The sequence below is a fragment of the Eubacterium sp. AB3007 genome (genome assembly GCF_000688015.1).
Lineage (GTDB): Bacteria > Bacillota > Clostridia > Peptostreptococcales > Anaerovoracaceae > Aminicella.
Map to the genome: position 1 here is coordinate 1,016,551 of NZ_JIAD01000001.1, position 16,737 is coordinate 1,033,287.

At 54.9% G+C, this 16,737-nt stretch carries 16 protein-coding genes; 3 read left to right on the plus strand and 13 right to left on the minus strand.

The features are described from left to right. Window positions 1–5: 5 nt before the first annotated feature. Window positions 6–752: a LarC family nickel insertion protein gene (gene larC, locus P156_RS11645; protein ID WP_051600669.1), complete on the minus strand. Its 747-nt coding sequence runs from the start codon at window positions 750–752 to the stop codon at window positions 6–8. A 179-nt stretch (window positions 753–931) separates the two neighbouring features. On the opposite strand from larC, the gene P156_RS0105090 reads away from it, so the two are divergent. Continuing rightward, window positions 932–2,464, plus strand: coding sequence for a sigma-54-dependent Fis family transcriptional regulator (locus P156_RS0105090; RefSeq protein ID WP_027869204.1), 1,533 nt, complete (start codon window positions 932–934; stop codon window positions 2,462–2,464). Window positions 2,465–2,502: 38 nt separating this feature from the next. Here P156_RS0105090 and P156_RS0105095 read toward each other — a convergent pair whose 3' ends face one another. The 10 genes from P156_RS0105095 to P156_RS11655 form a co-directional block, all read right to left on the minus strand. Beyond that, the gene (locus P156_RS0105095) at window positions 2,503–3,369 is read right to left on the minus strand and encodes a DMT family transporter (RefSeq protein ID WP_034802258.1); all 867 of its coding nucleotides are present in this window, start codon (window positions 3,367–3,369) and stop codon (window positions 2,503–2,505) included. A 121-nt stretch (window positions 3,370–3,490) separates the two neighbouring features. Further along, window positions 3,491–4,669, minus strand: a complete 1,179-nt coding sequence (locus P156_RS0105100; RefSeq protein WP_027869206.1) for a thiolase family protein — start codon at window positions 4,667–4,669, stop codon at window positions 3,491–3,493. Between the two features lie 226 nt (window positions 4,670–4,895). After that, complete coding sequence (locus P156_RS0105105; protein ID WP_027869207.1) at window positions 4,896–6,233, minus strand: nitrate/nitrite transporter; 1,338 nt, start codon at window positions 6,231–6,233, stop codon at window positions 4,896–4,898. Between the two features lie 65 nt (window positions 6,234–6,298). Further along, on the minus strand, window positions 6,299–6,571 hold the full coding sequence (locus P156_RS0105110; RefSeq protein WP_027869208.1) for a hypothetical protein: 273 nt from the start codon (window positions 6,569–6,571) through the stop codon (window positions 6,299–6,301). Window positions 6,572–6,574: 3 nt separating this feature from the next. After that, window positions 6,575–7,864, minus strand: a complete 1,290-nt coding sequence (locus P156_RS0105115; RefSeq protein WP_027869209.1) for a DUF362 domain-containing protein — start codon at window positions 7,862–7,864, stop codon at window positions 6,575–6,577. A gap of 187 nt (window positions 7,865–8,051) precedes the next feature. Continuing rightward, window positions 8,052–9,164, minus strand: coding sequence for an iron-containing alcohol dehydrogenase (locus P156_RS11650; RefSeq protein WP_185752143.1), 1,113 nt, complete (start codon window positions 9,162–9,164; stop codon window positions 8,052–8,054). Between the two features lie 125 nt (window positions 9,165–9,289). After that, complete coding sequence (locus tag P156_RS0105125; protein ID WP_027869210.1) at window positions 9,290–10,648, minus strand: PFL family protein; 1,359 nt, start codon at window positions 10,646–10,648, stop codon at window positions 9,290–9,292. 15 nt (window positions 10,649–10,663) lie between these two features. Next, a complete protein-coding gene (locus P156_RS0105130; protein WP_051600673.1) occupies window positions 10,664–10,939 on the minus strand; it encodes an ACT domain-containing protein in 276 nt (91 codons plus the stop codon). A gap of 250 nt (window positions 10,940–11,189) precedes the next feature. Next, on the minus strand, window positions 11,190–12,119 hold the full coding sequence (locus tag P156_RS0105135; RefSeq protein ID WP_027869212.1) for a SufD family Fe-S cluster assembly protein: 930 nt from the start codon (window positions 12,117–12,119) through the stop codon (window positions 11,190–11,192). After that, window positions 12,116–12,865: an ATP-binding cassette domain-containing protein gene (locus P156_RS11655; RefSeq protein ID WP_051600674.1), complete on the minus strand. Its 750-nt coding sequence runs from the start codon at window positions 12,863–12,865 to the stop codon at window positions 12,116–12,118. The genes P156_RS0105135 and P156_RS11655 overlap by 4 nt, the downstream gene beginning before the upstream one ends. 279 nt (window positions 12,866–13,144) lie before the next feature. On the opposite strand from P156_RS11655, the gene P156_RS0105150 reads away from it, so the two are divergent. Beyond that, the gene (locus P156_RS0105150; protein ID WP_027869213.1) at window positions 13,145–13,459 is read left to right on the plus strand and encodes a PadR family transcriptional regulator; all 315 of its coding nucleotides are present in this window, start codon (window positions 13,145–13,147) and stop codon (window positions 13,457–13,459) included. A gap of 9 nt (window positions 13,460–13,468) precedes the next feature. Further along, complete coding sequence (locus tag P156_RS0105155; protein ID WP_027869214.1) at window positions 13,469–14,365, plus strand: DUF2812 domain-containing protein; 897 nt, start codon at window positions 13,469–13,471, stop codon at window positions 14,363–14,365. 7 nt (window positions 14,366–14,372) lie between these two features. On the opposite strand, the gene P156_RS0105160 is transcribed toward P156_RS0105155, so the two are convergent. Continuing rightward, window positions 14,373–15,047 carry a precorrin-8X methylmutase gene (locus P156_RS0105160; RefSeq protein ID WP_027869215.1) on the minus strand — a complete coding sequence of 225 codons (675 nt, stop codon included), beginning with the start codon at window positions 15,045–15,047 and terminating at the stop codon, window positions 14,373–14,375. A gap of 1 nt (window position 15,048) precedes the next feature. Continuing rightward, complete coding sequence (locus P156_RS0105165; RefSeq protein ID WP_027869216.1) at window positions 15,049–16,545, minus strand: cobyric acid synthase; 1,497 nt, start codon at window positions 16,543–16,545, stop codon at window positions 15,049–15,051. Window positions 16,546–16,737 lie beyond the last annotated feature (192 nt).

Consider the following 16,737-nt stretch of genomic DNA (forward strand, 5'->3'; position numbering starts at 1 on the left):
TCTTGTTAACTGAGTATGGCCTCCATGGGCGGAAGGCCTGTCTCCCTGGTGCCGGTCCCATGCCCTCTGCGGCCGTTTCTGGCATCCTCAGGAACACTGTCCACAAATTCGTCTACGATCCCAGCCAGGATCGATGCCCCCGTAGGTGTCAGCACTTCCTGCGGAATGTCCGATCTGTAATGAGGAAGTCCGGTCTGATGAATGATCTCCCTCACCGCTGGCACCGGAACATTCAATGTCCCGCATGCGCAATGCACCTGACCATACCCTGTCGGGGGAAAGGTAGAAACGACTTTTGCCGGCTTGAGGTGCACCAGACAGATGGCCGCGCCGACGATGTCCACCACCGAATCGACTGCACCCGCCTCGTGAAACTTCACCTCGTCGAGAGGAACTCCGTGTACCACCGATTCCGCACCAGACTTGATGCGGAAGATCCTGTGGGCGATCGCCTTCTCTTCCTCGCACAAAGCACTGTCGTCGATCATCCTTCGGATCTGTCCGTAATTCCGGTAATTTCCGGAATAGGGATCGGTCTTCTCCGCCTCCCTGTCCGCTAGAACCACGTCCACCGAAGCTGCAGGAATCCCCTGCCTTTCCACGGTGCCGAACCTGAGATGATAGCCGTCCAGATCCAGAAGAGAAAGTCTGTCCCGCAGGTAGTCGCCGGGTACTCCCAGATCCACCATTGTGGAAAGGAAGATGTCCCCGCTCATCCCGCTGTCACAATCCAGATAAAGAACTCGGCTCATTCGCGTTTCCTCCTATTTTAGTTAAAAGCAAATTCCGTGCCAACTTTACGAACAACCGGACCGTAGAGATACAGGGCTTTGTGCAAAAAAGCAGGAGCAAGTTGTTGCAATTGTCAAACAAATCGCTATGCAATCCTGCAACGATGTGGTATAATTTCTCAAGAACACAGGAGAAGACAATGAATCAGACACTAGCAATTCAGGAAGTCATCAACAAGATCAATCGAGCCATCGATGAAATGACCTATAAGAACGAAGGGTCTGCCCTTGCCCTATTACGAGAGATCAAGCAGGATCTCCACTATTTTCACCAGACTGGCATCGATTATAAGATCGTAGTGGACAGTCTGGATGACAGCATCTACATTACCGACAAGGAGGGAACGGTCCTCTACGTCAACCCGGCCCATCAGAAGAATACCGGCATCTTACCAGAGGAAGTGCTGGGGCGCAAGACGGAGGATATCGTCGCAGAAGGCAACCTGTTTACCGGCGGCTCTGCTTTGGATGTCCTGAAGGAGAAGAAGAAGATCTTTCGGCTGGCCACCGTCACCAAGAGAAACCCACCGGAGGTGGGATACACCGTAGGTGTGCCCATTTTTGATGAAGCCGGGCAATTGCATCAGGTGGTGGTCAGCAGCCGGCCGATCCTGTCCCTGCAGGCGCTTCACGAGGACTATGACCGTTTCCTGCGGGAGGTAAAGGATGTGGATCCACAGCATGTACAGATCCGTGAGAGCTCTAGCGAGCAAACCACCTCCAGCGAACGGCTGGTGGGTTCCTCCCTTTCTCTGAAGGAGATCTCTAACCTGATCCAGATGGCAGCCCCCACCGATGCTACCATCCTCATCACCGGAGAATCTGGCGTAGGAAAGGAAGTTGTCGCCGATGAGATCTATCGCACGAGCAAGCGTGCCGACAAGACCTTCGTGAAGATCAACTGCGCTTCCATCCCGGCAAACCTGCTGGAGTCGGAACTCTTTGGATATGAGAAGGGGGCCTTTACGGGGGCAAACGCCACAGGCAAGAAGGGCCTGTTCGAGACGGCCAATGGCGGCACCCTGTTCCTGGACGAGATCGGAGAGATGTCCATGGACCTGCAGGTCAAGTTGCTCCGCGCCATCCAAGACAAGGTGATTACAAGGGTGGGAAGCACCAAGCCTATCCCCCTTGACATCCGGTTCATTGCCGCGACCAACAGCGATCTCAAACAGAAGATCGCCGAGGGAACCTTCCGTCAGGATCTGTTCTACCGCCTGAATGTGATCCCCATCTCCATCCCACCGCTCCGCAAGCGGCCCAAGGACATCGAGGATCTGATCGAGCATTTCCGGGTGCTGTTCTCCAAGAAGCATGGCCGGAATCTTGTATTCTCTGAGAGCAACCTTGCCCTGTTCCGAAGTTACCACTGGCCCGGCAACGTTCGGGAACTGGAAAACGTGGTGGAATACCTGACCATCTGCGCCTCCGGCGGAGACCATGTGGACGAGAAGACCATCCGGGGAATCCTGGACATCTCCCAGGAATCTGTATCTCCCATCGAGATCGGCAGTCTCAGCCAGCAGGTGGAGAACTACGAGAAGAGCCTGCTGGAGTCCGTGCTACGCAACTCCACCAGTCTCCGGGACGCTGGGTCCAAACTGGGGGTCAACGCCTCCACCATCTCCCGAAAGATCAAGCAATATGGGATCGATTATCCAGGAAAGAAATAAAATACAGCCAGGGACCTCATCCCTGGCTGTTTTCATTTCTATGACTTCTTCTCTCCCAGTCCCAGAACGATCAGGATCCCCGCGAACAGGATCACCATGCCCAGCGCAATGGACATCGTCATGGGTTCTCCCAGGAAGATGATACCGCAGAGAACACCAACCGCCGGTACCGCCATCACGGCGATGGAGGCCTGTCCTGCTTCCATCTTCACCAGCAGATAGTTCCACAGGAACCAGGCCAGTGCGGAGGCGATCAGACCGGTGTAGATCATGCAGACGATCCCCATGGGTGCCCACACCACCTGTCCGCCCGGAGAAGCAAAAGCGTATACCCACATCACCAGAGCCCCGCAGCCCATCTGCCAGCCGGTGTACTGTACCATGTCGCAGCCCTGCAGTTTTGTCTTCACGAAAATGTTGGAGACTGCCCAGGCTACCGCTGCTCCGATCCCTAGGCCGATAGCCCAGGTGTTTCCGGTCTGCTCCACATTGGTTAGGATCAGAAGACCCGCGATGCTGAGGATGATCCCCACCACCTTCCGGATCGTAAGCTTCTCTCCCAGAAACACGGCTGCCAGGATGCACACGAACACGGACTGTGTGTAGTCCAGCACTGCTGGCAGCCCTGCGCCGAGATACTTGGTGGCGAGCTGCACAAGCAGCATATTCAGTGCCATCCCCAGGACCCCCGTCAGAATGATCCAGGGCCAATAATTCTTTGGTGGCAACAGCTTGCCCCGTGCAATGCAGACAACCAGAAGCGCCGCGGCCCCTATGGTGAACCTGCAAGCCACGAAGAATGCTGCCGGATAATAGTCGTTGGCGATCTTCATGACCACCCAGTTGAATCCCCACACCGCATAGAGCAGCAGTAGAAGAGGAATCAGGTTCTTTTGCTTTGTCATATCGTACCTTCCGTTAATATTTACTGTATTCTCGATTATACCCAAAAGCACGAAAATAATCAACACAAATAGAAAAGACTGCTCGCAGGCAGTCTTTTCATATCACTGTTATTTTTAAAGATTATACCATCTCGACGAGAACTGCGACACCCATACCGCCACCGGCACAGAGTGTTGCAACACCGTACTTCTGGTCGCGTTTCTTCAGTTCGTGAACCAGAGTGACCACCAGCCTTGCACCGGTAGCCCCTACCGGATGACCGATGGAGATGCCTCCGCCGTTGACATTCAGCTTATCCCCGTCGATCCCAAGTTCTCTTTGGCAAGCCAGGCACTGTGCAGCAAAGGCCTCGTTCATTTCCCACAGATCGATATCCTCGACGGTGAGATTGGCCTTCTTCAGAACCTTCTGAGAGGCCCCGATCGGTCCAAGACCCATGTAATCAGGATCCAGTCCCACAGCACCAACGGAGAGGACACGTGCGATGATGGGTACTCCCAGTTCTTTTGCTTTGTCCTCGTCCATCAGGATCACGCCAGAGGCTGCATCGTTCATGCCAGAGGAGTTACCTGCAGTGACCTTACCATCTTCCTTGAAGGTGGCCTTCAGCTTGGCAAGCTTCTCCAGAGATGTATCCCTTCTCGGAAATTCGTCGGTATCGCAGACGGTGTCACCCTTCCTTCCGTGGACTGTGACAGGAACGATCTCGTCCTTGAATTTGCCGGCGTCGATGGCCGCCACTGCACGCTGATGGCTCTGCAGCGCATACGCATCCATTTCCTCTCTGGTGATGCCGTATTTCTCGGCCACGTTCTCTGCGGTGATTCCCATCGCCGGGCCTACGCCCAGGTTGGTGAAGGAATCCCACATGGAATCACGCATCTCCATATGTCCATATTTCTTTCCATATCTGGCGTCGAAGACCATGTGCGGAGCGGTGCTCATGCTGTCCGCGCCGCCTGCCATGATGCAGTCCGCCTCGCCTGCCTTGATCTGGTAGAATCCAAACTGGATCGAGGACAGAGAAGATGTGCAGTTTCTGTGGATGGTGATCCCGGGAACACTTTCCGGGAGTCCAGCCTTCACTGCGGCAACACGGGCCAGATTGTTTTCCTTATATGTTCTCTGATAGTTGCAGCCCCAGATCACGTCTTCGATGATCGTGGGATCGATCCCGGATCTCTTGATGAGTTCCTGCATGACGGGAATCGACAGATCCAGCGATGTGATCGTTTTGTACATGCCTCCCAGTGAACCAACTGCAGTTCTGCACGCTGCAACGATGACTACATTTCCCATATCAGTATATCCTTTCCGGCCTTTAAGGCGGAGCGAAGTTCCTGACGAGCTCACACGTCTAGGACGAAGCGACCGCCTGCAACGAACGCCAGGAGCTTCAGCTTCTCCGGTTTCAGCGGGGGATTACGATCCCCCGCTGAAACCGGAGGTGGAACCCGCCGCCTATAGAGACGGGGGCTATCTGGCGCTCGTTATTAGCCTCTGTTAGCGATGGTAGTGATTTCGATTAGTTGTTTCCAGTGATAGCATCTTCCTTGGCGTAGTCTAGGTTGTACTTTCTGACGTTGATCACGGAGATCAGTACGATGTTGATCGCCAGCAGGACGATGAATACCAGGTAGGCCCCTCTCAGGCCGCCGGTCAGCTGCAGTGCCAGGGAGTTGACCTTGTAGTTCAGCATCAGGACCACTTCCATGATGGGGAAGTAGATGGAGTACACCAGGTCAAAGTTATGACGTCCGAACACGGATGCCGGCAGGGAGGTCATGAAGTTGGCAGCCGCGCCGATGGCGATACCGACCATGGCCACGCAGATGTATCCACCGGTCATGTTGTTCAGAGTGTAATTGATCAGCAGCGCTACGATGTACCAGCACAGGAACGCGCGGATAGCAAACTTGACGCCGAACTTCTGGTCGATCCATCCGAAACCATAGGATCCACAGACACCGATCAGAGCGCAGAAAGTCATGAGACCGATGGCCTTCGGCTCAGAGAATCCCAGTTCTACGTTTCTGGGAACCATCTGGGACATGACACCGGTGGTGACCATCTGGTTGATACCGATGATGATGGAGACGATCCACATCTCAGGGGTCTTCAGCAGGGTGCCCACGGTCCATCTGGACTTGGTCTCCTCGCCCATCTCCGCGTACTCAGCCTCATAGACTTCCTTGGTGACGTTATCCGGATACATGCCTCTCTCCTGCGGATAGTTTCTGACCAGGATGTAACCGACGATAGCGACGACGATGCCCAGGACACCGGTGACGGTCATGCCGTTGGCCATGCCCAGTCCGCCGATCAGCGCAGCGATCAGAGGCACGTACAGGGCAGAACCCAGGTTATGGCCCATGGTGGTGTATCCGTTGGCCAGGCCCTTCTTCTTCGGGAACCACTGGGTGACCAGGTTGCCGCCGCCCAGGTAAGCAGCGCCGTTGATGAAGATAGTGACCAGGGTCAGTCCGATGAAGTAAGAGGTGGTGGTGGTAGCGTGTCCGTAGTAGATGTAGGCCAGGCCAGCCAGTGCCAGGAAGACGGCGGAGAACAGTCTGCCTCCCATCTTGACGCAGAGTCTTCCCAGGATGAAGTACGCAACCACGCCGATCAGTCCGGCATAAAAGGCCAGATTAAGCAGTTCAGCATGCAGTGCTGTCACATCTGCAAATCCTAATTCTTGCCAATGACCCTTTGCAAACGCAGTGATAACGATGTTCTGTCCGTCGATGGAGTATCCGATCAGGAACCAGAACATGAACATGCAGAAAAAGATGATGATCCAGCCCTTACCAAAGTTGGATTTGGTATTTTCTGACTGGAGCTTGACGTTCTTGTTGTCAGACATTTCTATAATTCCTCCATAAGGCAGGTTGCCCCGGGCCCGCCGGGGCACCCTATACACAACTTCTGTTATTCTTTCTTTCCAAATCTTTCATCGCTTGCGGTCTTGACCATTTCATCCCACGAGTCGAACTCCGAGCTCTCCCGGACGAACCCGTCTAGCAGGGTCTTGGAGAACACCAGACGTGGGGAATCCCAGGTGACCATCACCGCGCTGGAATAGCGAAATGCTTCAAAGTTCTCCAGCTTGGTGTGCTTTTGCATGAACTCGTCCGTAAAGATATCCGCGAGGATTTTCTTCATTTTCTCGTCGTTGTTGTAGGATACATAGTCGTTCAGCATAGATTACCTGCTTTCCGGATGCTCTTTGTAATACTCTTCCGCAGCCTTGAACACGTACTCTCTCCAGACCGGCTCGTCTCTCTTCATGCACGGACGGATGATCTCGTCTTCCTGATCTCCCATGCCGTTGATGGTTTCTTTTCTCTGGATGGTCAGGTACAGAGCAGGCTCATTCGGCGGGCATCCCAGGATCCAATAAGCGTTCGGATGGTTCTTGAGATACTTCTTGGTGCAGTTGCCGTGGAGAACGATCTTCTCGTCTGGAATATCGTCAGGTACTTCGTTCTTGGGGCCGGCCACGATGGTCATTCCCGCGTTCTTGTCGTACTCATTGACGGCCTTCAGCTCTTCCATGTTGATAGCCAGCAGCGCCTGGCAGCTGGAGCATGCACCCTCGCATCTCACGTCGTACTCCGGCCATCTCTTGCTCATGTCGCCGATGTACGGAATCCACATAGGATAGAAGCAATCCTCGATGGTGTCGCCTACGACCTCGATCTGATCCATGCTGTAGGAGCCCAGTCCGGCTTCCTCAGCAACGGTGAAGTAGCTGACGCCGGAGGTGTCGATACCGGTGACCTCGCAGGCAACTCTGTCGATAGCGACAGGGTCCTTGGATCCCAGGATCATGTCGGACTCGATTGGAACCGGCATATGCGGGGAATATCCGGAAGCTGCTCTGTAAGCGTCCATGATGTTGATGTCCGCTCTGCAGACAGACCATACGTCCATCATGGACATGGTCAGGTTCTGCTGATGCATCTGCATGTGGACCTTATCCTGTACAACACCCTTGATGTTCTTCAGTGCGCCAGAGAATACCATGGAAGCGTGTGCCTTCAGGATCGGCAGGTTGACCAGATGATCAGCCTCCATCAGTCTTCTCGGCAGCTTGATGTGATCCAGATTGGACTTGTAGTCACGGACAGCTACGTTGACCAGATCCTTGTCTCTCTTGATATCGTAGCACTCCACGCCTTCCTCATCAGCCATGGCCTTGATGCCGCTGACCTCAAAACACTCTACGGTGTCGCATCCGATGGCAGCTGCCTCGGCGATGACGATCTCCTTCGGCTCAGCTTTCTTGATCTCACGAATGACCGCACGGATCACTTCCGGATTGGTACATACGGAAGTCTCAGGCGGCTCCGCATGACCTGCGTTCGGCTTGAGCATGACCACAGAACCCTTGTGGATCAGGTTCTGCACGCCACCGAGCAGATCGAACACCTTGGTGACATTCTCCTGAATGTCTTTGCCCTTTACCAGGGCGACCTTTGATTTGTTACTCATGTTGTCTCTCCTTTCATGAGTCGCTCGTGATGGTGATAACCTAAGAAAAATAACTTATTTATTCCACTGTCTTATTACAAAGCAATAATCGTGCCAACTCCCGAACTCACTCCCTTCGCCATTTTTTTAACAATTCGGGAGACTGCCGTTGCATAATACCGTTGCAGCATTGCAATCCTGCAACAGCCTACCGCAACGCCTCGTACACAGCCTCGATCTCTGCCGGCTCCATAACCCGAAATCCGCTGCCGATGGAACGTCCTGCCTCCAGCGTAAGCTTTGTCATAGACGCCGCATCCATCGTCTCTCCCACCTTTCGCGGCAACCCGATCGCCTGCACAAAACCTTCCAGCCTGCGCTGCCCTTCCTCCAGATCTTCTACGCCGAACACGCCACGATAGAATGTACGAAAGCGCTCTTCATCATGGTGTCGCATGACCTGACACCAGGCCGGGATCAGCATGGCCAGGCCCCCTCCATGGGTGATGCCGTGCACCTCCGTAAGGAAATGAGACAATCCGTGGCAGCCGAAATCTCCGCCAGGGCCCAGCATATCGCTGTGTGCCACTGTAGCGGCAAACATGATCTCAGAACGCAACTCCAGATTTTCCGGATCCTTCACCAACGCCGGCAAACACTCTACCACCGTCCGCATCAGCGCCAGGGTCAACTCATCCAGCAGAACGCTCCCACGCCTCAGGTCAAAGTACCTCTCAAAGGCATGGGAAAAAATATCGAACCCGCCGATGGCCGTCTGCTGCGGCGGCACGGACAGAGTCAGCTCCGGATCCAGTATGGCGAATCTCGGTTTCGCCTGGGGAAACCTGCCGGTATACTTGCGGTGCGTTTCGTGATCCGTGATCACCGCCACCGCGTTGGCCTCGCTGCCGGTAGCCGGAATGGTCACCACAGCTCCAAGCGGAAGCACAAAATCTCCCGTCTCTCCACTCCGGAAGACCTCCAGGATCCCCGTGTTGGAACAGGCTCCCACCGCGATGGCTTTGGCAGAGTCGATCACACTGCCACCTCCCACGGCCAGGATCCCGTTGAGCCCTTCCGAACGAACAAGCTGGATGGCCTGATCGATAAACTGACTGTCCGTATTGGCCGGCACTCCGCCCAGACGCACCACACGGCAGCCAGCCTCTTCCAGATCCGCAACGATCCCTGCCCCTGTGCCACATCGAAAGATCCGCTCGCTGCCGTAGAGCAGCAGCACGTTATCTGCGCATTCTTTCATTGCAATCCCAACGTTTCTGACTTCACCAGGACCGAACCGGATCACTGTTGGGATGCTCATACTGAAGGTATACAACCTCTTCACCTCCTCGCTCTTTCTCACAATAAACCGCAAAAACCATGCCACAAAAAAACAGCCTGCCATGAAAGCAAGCTGTCATATTCAAGTTGTGCGGAATCAGTTCTCTAGTTCTTCAGGCTCTGCATGGGTGCGGGGATGCGTCCTCCCCTGCGGATCATCTTCGCCGGGGACTGGGTGCGGACCTTCATCACCGGGCCGCTTCCCAGCAGTCCCCCGAAGTCCAGTTCTTCTCCTGCAGGAACATCGATGGCGGGGATGACCCGAACGGCCGTGGTCTTGCTGTTCACCATGCCAATGGCCGCTTCGTCTGCGATGATCCCTGCGATCACCTCCTGACTGGTATCCCCGGGGATGACGATCATATCCAGACCCACTGAGCAGACCGCAGTCATGGCCTCCAGTTTCTCGATGGACAAAGCCTCCTTCCGGGCCGCGTCGATCATACCAGCATCCTCTGTCACCGGAATAAAAGCTCCGGACAGACCTCCCACACTGGAACTTGCCATCAGGCCGCCCTTCTTCACCGCATCGTTGAGCATCGCCAGCGCCGCGGTGGTCCCGTGGGCCCCCACCTGTTCCAGCCCGATCTCTTCCAGAATGTATGCCACAGAATCGCCGATGGCCGGGGTGGGCGCCAGGGAAAGATCGATGATCCCAAAACGGACCCCCAGCATCTCTGCCGCTTCTGTCCCCACCAGCTGGCCCACACGGGTGATCTTGAAGGCAGTCTTCTTGATCGTTTCCGCTACCTCATCCATGGTTGCCTCCGCTGGCATCTTCGACAGCACTGCCCGCACAACCCCCGGACCAGAGACGCCTACACTGAGCACGCAGTCCGCTTCGGTGATCCCGTGGAAGGCGCCTGCCATGAAGGGATTGTCCTCCACAGCGTTGCAGAACACCACAAGCTTGGCGCAGCCGATGCACTTGTTATGCTTTGTGCGCTCCGCAGCCTCCCGGACCTTCTCTCCCATGAGCGCCACCGCATCCATGTTGATGCCTGCCTTGGTGGAACCCACATTGACAGAGGAGCACACCAGCTCTGTCTCCGCCAGTGCCCGGGGAATGGAGTCGATCAACTCCCGATCTCCAGGGCCGAATCCCTTCTGTACCAGCGCCGAATAGCCGCCGATGAAGTTCACGCCCACGTCATGGGCAACCTTGTCCAAGGTGCAGGCGTATTCAACCGGATCCCCGCCGCTGACGCCAGCCAGCAGGGAGATCGGTGTCACAGAGATCCGCTTGTTGACAATGGGAATGCCGTATTTCTTCTCCAGGTATTCCCCGGTAGCCACCAGATCCTTCGCGTGGGTGTAGATCTTGTCGTAGACCTTCTGGCAGGACCGGTGGATGTCCGCGTCTGCGCAGTCTATGAGGGAAATGCCCATGGTGATGGTTCGGATATCAAGATTCTCTTCCTGTATCATGGTGATGGTTTCCATGATGTCGCTCATATTCAACATAGCCATCCCTCCATCCTAGATCCTGTGCATAGAATTGAAGATATTCTCGTGCATGACGTGGACCTGCATACCAGGAACCGCTTCCTCGATCCCGTGTCGGATCTCGTCGATTCCCTTGGTGGCGTCCGTAATGTTCAAAATCATAATCATGCAGAAATAGCCTTCCAGCACAGACTGGGTCACCTCCATGACGCTGGCACCTGCGGCAGCCACCGCCCCGGATACCTGGGTCAGCACACCGATGTCATCTTTCCCCACAACAGTGGCAACGGCTTTGATCGTTTCGTTCATCGTCTTCTCCTATGCGCCTGTGGCGCTGTCCAAAGTTGTAACTCTTATCGAGCGGTGGGTTATGGCAGATTCGATTATGCTTATGGCAGTGCCATAAGCATAGATTGCTTTGCCATAAGAATTATCCCAAAAACCCGTTTTTGTTATGGCAAAACCGCTCATGCTTATGGCACTGCCATAAGCATGTGCAAACTTGCCATAACCTCCCACGTAAAAGGGCTGACGCACCTAAACGTCAGCCTCAAACATCCTATGCGTTCAAGAATCCCTGAATGATCTTTTCCTCGGCTTCTTCCTCGGTGAGACCAAGAGTACGCAGTTTCAGGAGCTGATCACCAGCCACCTTGCCGATGGCCGCCTCGTGGATCAGGTTAGCGTCCAGATCTGCCGCCAGAAGCTCTGGCTCAGCGTTGACTCTGCCCTTGTCCACCAGGATGGCGTCACACTCGGAATGCCCCATGCAACGGTTGTTACCAGCGATCTTGGAGTGGTACTCCTGATAGGAATTCCCCTTGGCGACAGAACGGGAGATCAGATTGACCCCGCTGTCCTCCCCATCCAGGTCTACCGCAAAGTCCGTAGAGGCGTACTGCTCCCCTTCCGTCAGAAGACTCTCGTGGATCACAAGCTTGGCTCGAGGGCCGATGGAACCTCTGGTCTTACGGACGGTGTGATCTACCCCGCCGATCTGAGAGGTGTTCATCTCCAGATAGGAATCCTCACCCAGCTGGACCTCCGTCTGCGGATCGATGAAACGCAGACCTTCCCCGCTGCCGGTGCCCACATGCTTTTCCTCATAGACGACCCGGGAACCCTTGTCCAGCAGGAAGCGGTGGATTCCGTTATGTCTGGCCTCTCCCTCTCCATCGGTATGTACACCGCAGCCGGCTACGATCAACACATCTGCATCTGCACCGATATGGAAATCGTTGTAGACCAGATCATCCACGTTACCGTGAGAGATGCAGGCCGGAATGAATACCTTCTCTCCCTTGGTGCCTGGATCTACATATATATCCAATCCGCTGCCGCCCTCCTTGGGCTCGATCCGAACGTGCTCTGTGGATTCGCGCCCCATACAGGTGCCATTTCCTCTGATATTATATGCACCGTCAAAACCATCCTCTGGAGAATAATCCGCCACCAGATTCAGCAGTTCTTCCATTACCTTATCTGTCATTTCAGCATCTCCTTTCCGAGGTTCGCACAGTCGTCCTTGCCTGCAGGACACACGGTCTTCTCATCCGCCATTAACTGGGGCAGGATCTCCTCTCTGGGCCCTGCCACACGGACACGGCCATCAGCGATGACGATGATATCGTCAGCGATCTCCAGCAATCTTTCCTGATGGGAGATCACCATCAGCATCTTGTCTTTCTGCTGCTTCAGTTTCTCAAAGGTGTTCACCAGTCCGTGGAAGCTCCACAGGTCAATGCCTGCCTCCGGTTCATCAAAGATCATCAGCTTGGCATCCTTCCGTGCCAGGACAGTGGCGATCTCGATCCGCTTGATCTCTCCGCCAGACAAAGACGAATCCACCTCTCTGTCAATATAGTCCGCGGTACATACGCCCACCGCGTCCATGACCCGGTAGATCTCCTGCTCGCTGATCTGGCCTCCCGCCGCCAGCTGCAACATATCCCGCACGGTGATTCCCTTGAACCGCACCGGCTGCTGAAAAGCATAGGCTACGCCGCACTTGGCTCTATCTGTGATATCCATACCGGTCAGATTCAGTCCATCCATGAGAAGCTGTCCTCCGGTCATCTTCACCACACCTGAGATCGCCTTGGCCAGGCTGGTCTTGCCGCCCCCGTTGGGGCCTGTCACGATGGTCAGCTTGCCTGTGCTGACCTGCATATCGATTCCCTTCAGTATCTCCGCGCCGTCCTCGGCGGTCCATCTGAGGTCGTTAACTCTAAGCATTGTTTCCTCCAATTATAATGAATATGTCGTACCTATATAGTTTATCTCATCTTTCGTCTGCTGTATACCCCCAAAATTCTGGAATCAATCGGATGTTTGCAATAAAATGCAAAAGACAGGATGCTTCGTCCTGTCCCTTTCTCTGAACGCTCTCCCATGAATTCATCCTCCATGTGAAGATGCGCCGGACCCGAAACCTTTTGTGCAATCCTTCCCTGACCATCCACGAGATAACTGAAACTAATAATGTCGATATTCGTTAATAAAGAGGTCGCAGACATGGCAAGAGAGAAATTCAAGACCCTGACAGAGCAGATGTACTACATACTGCTTTGTCTGAGAAAAGAACGGCACGGCACAGATATCATGGCCGCAGTGTCAGAACTAACAGAAGACCGAGTGCACATCGGTCCGGGAACACTCTACCATCTTTTGGAGCAGTTTCAGGCGGCGGAGATGATCCGAGAAACCAAAGTAGAGGGGAGAAAACGCAGTTACCTTCTCACAGAGATCGGAAAGGATGCCCTCCGCCGGGAAAACCAGCGCCTGCGAATACAACTCTCCGATTATGAGAGAGAATTTGGAAAGGAATAGGTATTGACAATGAGAAATCAGAAAGAATACCGGAGAAGGCTGTTGAATTTCCTCCCCTTTGATCATGATGGAATTGAGAACTATTTGGAGAAGCAGGCACAGGAAGGGTGGCAGTTGGATCACATCGGCGGGTATTTCTGGTACTTTCGAAGAGAGAAACCCACACAGGTGCACTATCATGTGGTCCATCTGCCGGAAGTATCCGCCTATGACCCGGAAGATACCCCGGAGCGTCAGCGTTTTGATGACTACTGCCGGGAAGCCGGCTTGATCCGTGTGGACGGAGGCGCAGGTGGCAAGATGATGATCTACGCCTCCCAGGAAGCCGATCCCGTCCCCATTGACACCGATGAGCACATCCGGCTGGAATCCATCCGACGGAGCATGCGGACATCCCTGCTGCCCCTATGGATCCTCCTGATCATTTGCTTGGGTCTGAACGTAAGAAACGTGTTCTCAGAAGGATCCTACTATTTCGGTATTCCCGGGCTGCTGTCGAAGATCGTGATCGTTTCCGGTTTGCTTTTGATGGTAACCAGTCTGCTCTTCTATTTCCTGTGGCTCGCCCGTTCCCGAAAGTCGGTGGCCGAGGGTGGTGCCTGCGCCTCCACTGGGTTATACGGACGGCTATTCAGCCTGTTCACCTGGTTTGTTGTCACGGTAACCGTGCTCTGCGTCCTGGCTTCTATCTGCAAACCCGGTGGACTGTCCTTGGTAGGACTCCTGGTTGCTATTGCCGTTTTGCTGCTCAACTGGCTGGTCAGACGCAACTCTGTCAGGATGCGAAGGAAGGGAATTTCCCGACAGAAGAACATGTTGGTCACTGCAGGCTTCCTCCTGCTTGACATGGTGATTATCTTCGGTACAGCCATGGCTTGGATATTCTTCTGCATCATGTACCTTTAGATCAATCTCAGCCCTTCCATCCCCTCGCTCCCGGATCAATGAGACCCGCCGCCGTGTATAGCATGGCATTGCAGATAGAGGCGGCAACGTTGCTTCCTCCTTTGCGGCCCAGCGCCACGATGGCCGGCACGTCATACCTCCTGCAGGTCTCCAGGATCAGTTCCTTACTCTCCACCACATTCACAAAGCCCACCGGCACGCCGATGATCATGGCCGGCCGCAGGCCCTCCTCCATCAGTTCCGCCAGTTTGATCAACGCCGTGGGCGCGTTCCCCACCGCAAAGACCGCATGGGGATGCTCCGATGCTCCGTATGTCATAGATGCCACCGCCCGGGTGGTCCCATCTGCCTTGGCCTTCTCCGCGATGGCTTTCTCTGCCATGTAGCAGAAGGCCTCTCCTCCCAGCTTACCCAACGTCGGTTTGGTGATGCCGGAGAGGGCCATATTGGTGTCCGTGATGATCACCGGTGCCTCCTTCATGACCTCCACGCCTCGTTCCACAGCGTGCTCCGTGAAGGCAAGGTTCTCCGCATAGTCAAAATCCGCGGTGGTGTGGATCACCCGGCGCACCACCGCCAGATTCTCTTCCGGGATCACGATGCCTTTCTCGTCCAGTTCCTTCTGTATGATACCCATGCTGGTCCGCTCGATGTCCGCGGGCAAAACGTGTTTGAATTCCATATTATTCCTCCCCGTGTCTCTGGTATTCCCTCATGATCTCGTAGATCTTCTCGATATCCAGGGCTGCCCGAACTCCATCGGCCAGCTTGTCATACTCTCTCTGGGCATAAGCCCGGTGATCCATGGGCTTCAGATCATCGATATCGATACCCTTGCACTCGGCCAGCCAAATGGCCAGTTTCTCCGTCAGTGCGCCCGTATCGAAAAGCCCGTGGAGATAGGTCCCGTAGCAATTGCCGCTGAAGCAGCCGTCCAGGCTTCCGTCTGTCAGCCTGCAGAAGTCCTCGCCCCGGACGATGGTCTCGCCCATATGGATCTCGTAGGCATCCAACGCCGCCCCGGCCAAGGGGCCTGACACCACCTCTCCCTGCACCCGTGTACGGGTCTTTTCGGGCGTGAACGTGGTCGTTACCGGCAGCAGTCCCAGTCCGTGGAGGTACTCCCGATCCCCTTCCGTATGCTCCGGATTGTAGAGTTCCTCTCCCAGCATCTGATAGCCACCACATACACCCAGCACCGGCGTTCCCCGGTCTGCCGCCTGCAGGATCTTCGCCTCCATGCCGCTCTCTCGCAGCCACACCAGATCATCCATGGTATTCTTTGTGCCAGGGAGCACGACAAGATCCGGTTCCTTCAGTTCCTCCGGACGGCGGGCGTACCGTACGCCGATGGCCGGATGCTCCTCCAGCACGGAGAAGTCCGTGAAATTCGACAGCCGTGGGACCCGAACCACGCAGACATCCAGTGGGCGGTCGACGGCTTCTTTCGTGAGCCGTGGCGCCAGGGAATCCTCATCGTCCAGATCCACCTTCAGCATGGGGATCACACCCAGTACCGGAATGCCGGTCTTTTCCTCCAGCATGGACAGCCCCGGCCGCAGGATCTCAGGATCTCCACGGAACTTGTTGATCACCAGCCCTTCGATCCTGGCCTTTTCCTCCGGGAGCATCAGTTCCGCTGTTCCATAGAGCTGGGCGAACACACCGCCCCGGTCGATATCCCCCACCAGAAGCACGGGAGCATCCACCATCTGCGCCATTCCCATGTTGGCGATGTCGTCCTCTCTCAGGTTTATCTCCGCCGGACTGCCGGCGCCTTCGATGACGATGATGTCATTCTCCTCCGCCAGTTCATCAAATGCCTTCTTCACCTCCGGGAACAGTTTGTGCTTGAATCTGAAATAGTCCACAGCGGACATCTCATCCCGGATCTCCCCCAACACGATGATCTGACTACCGGTATCGCTGGAGGGTTTCAGCAGGATAGGGTTCATCCGCACGTCTGGCTCGATCATGGCCGCTTCCGCCTGCATCACCTGCGCTCGTCCCATCTCCTTGCCGTCCCGAGTGACATAACTGTTCAGCGCCATGTTCTGACTCTTAAAGGGCGCCACCTTGTACCCATCCTGCCGGAATACCCGGCAAAGCCCGGCTGCCACCACGCTCTTTCCGGCATCGGACATGGTTCCCTGAATCATCACACACATCGCTTTTTTCATCTTCATCCTCCTTCGCTGTTTGCCTTTCTTCAACACAGCTATCCCCTTGTGAAATGACTCTTTTCCGTCAAACAGTAATTACGAATCATCTGACGGAAAAACACCGGCCGAAATCACGTAGTACCTGCTATTTTTCCACAAAAAGTCACTCCCACTGCACAAACAGCGTCTATTATATCTTTCCTCAGGCGA

Excerpts from the sequence above, each read along its gene's own strand:
- larC (WP_051600669.1), bottom strand. The coding sequence starts at position 752 with ATGAGCCGAGTTCTTTATCTGGATTGTGACAGCGGGATGAGCGGGGAC.
- P156_RS0105090 (WP_027869204.1), top strand. The coding sequence starts at position 932 with ATGAATCAGACACTAGCAATTCAGGAAGTCATCAACAAGATCAATCGA.
- P156_RS0105095 (WP_034802258.1), bottom strand. The coding sequence starts at position 3,369 with ATGACAAAGCAAAAGAACCTGATTCCTCTTCTACTGCTGCTCTATGCG.
- P156_RS0105100 (WP_027869206.1), bottom strand. The coding sequence starts at position 4,669 with ATGGGAAATGTAGTCATCGTTGCAGCGTGCAGAACTGCAGTTGGTTCA.
- P156_RS0105105 (WP_027869207.1), bottom strand. The coding sequence starts at position 6,233 with ATGTCTGACAACAAGAACGTCAAGCTCCAGTCAGAAAATACCAAATCC.
- P156_RS0105110 (WP_027869208.1), bottom strand. The coding sequence starts at position 6,571 with ATGCTGAACGACTATGTATCCTACAACAACGACGAGAAAATGAAGAAA.
- P156_RS0105115 (WP_027869209.1), bottom strand. The coding sequence starts at position 7,864 with ATGAGTAACAAATCAAAGGTCGCCCTGGTAAAGGGCAAAGACATTCAG.
- P156_RS11650 (WP_185752143.1), bottom strand. The coding sequence starts at position 9,164 with ATGAGCATCCCAACAGTGATCCGGTTCGGTCCTGGTGAAGTCAGAAAC.
- P156_RS0105125 (WP_027869210.1), bottom strand. The coding sequence starts at position 10,648 with ATGTTGAATATGAGCGACATCATGGAAACCATCACCATGATACAGGAA.
- P156_RS0105130 (WP_051600673.1), bottom strand. The coding sequence starts at position 10,939 with ATGAACGAAACGATCAAAGCCGTTGCCACTGTTGTGGGGAAAGATGAC.
- P156_RS0105135 (WP_027869212.1), bottom strand. The coding sequence starts at position 12,119 with ATGACAGATAAGGTAATGGAAGAACTGCTGAATCTGGTGGCGGATTAT.
- P156_RS11655 (WP_051600674.1), bottom strand. The coding sequence starts at position 12,865 with ATGCTTAGAGTTAACGACCTCAGATGGACCGCCGAGGACGGCGCGGAG.
- P156_RS0105150 (WP_027869213.1), top strand. The coding sequence starts at position 13,145 with ATGGCAAGAGAGAAATTCAAGACCCTGACAGAGCAGATGTACTACATA.
- P156_RS0105155 (WP_027869214.1), top strand. The coding sequence starts at position 13,469 with ATGAGAAATCAGAAAGAATACCGGAGAAGGCTGTTGAATTTCCTCCCC.
- P156_RS0105160 (WP_027869215.1), bottom strand. The coding sequence starts at position 15,047 with ATGGAATTCAAACACGTTTTGCCCGCGGACATCGAGCGGACCAGCATG.
- P156_RS0105165 (WP_027869216.1), bottom strand. The coding sequence starts at position 16,545 with ATGAAAAAAGCGATGTGTGTGATGATTCAGGGAACCATGTCCGATGCC.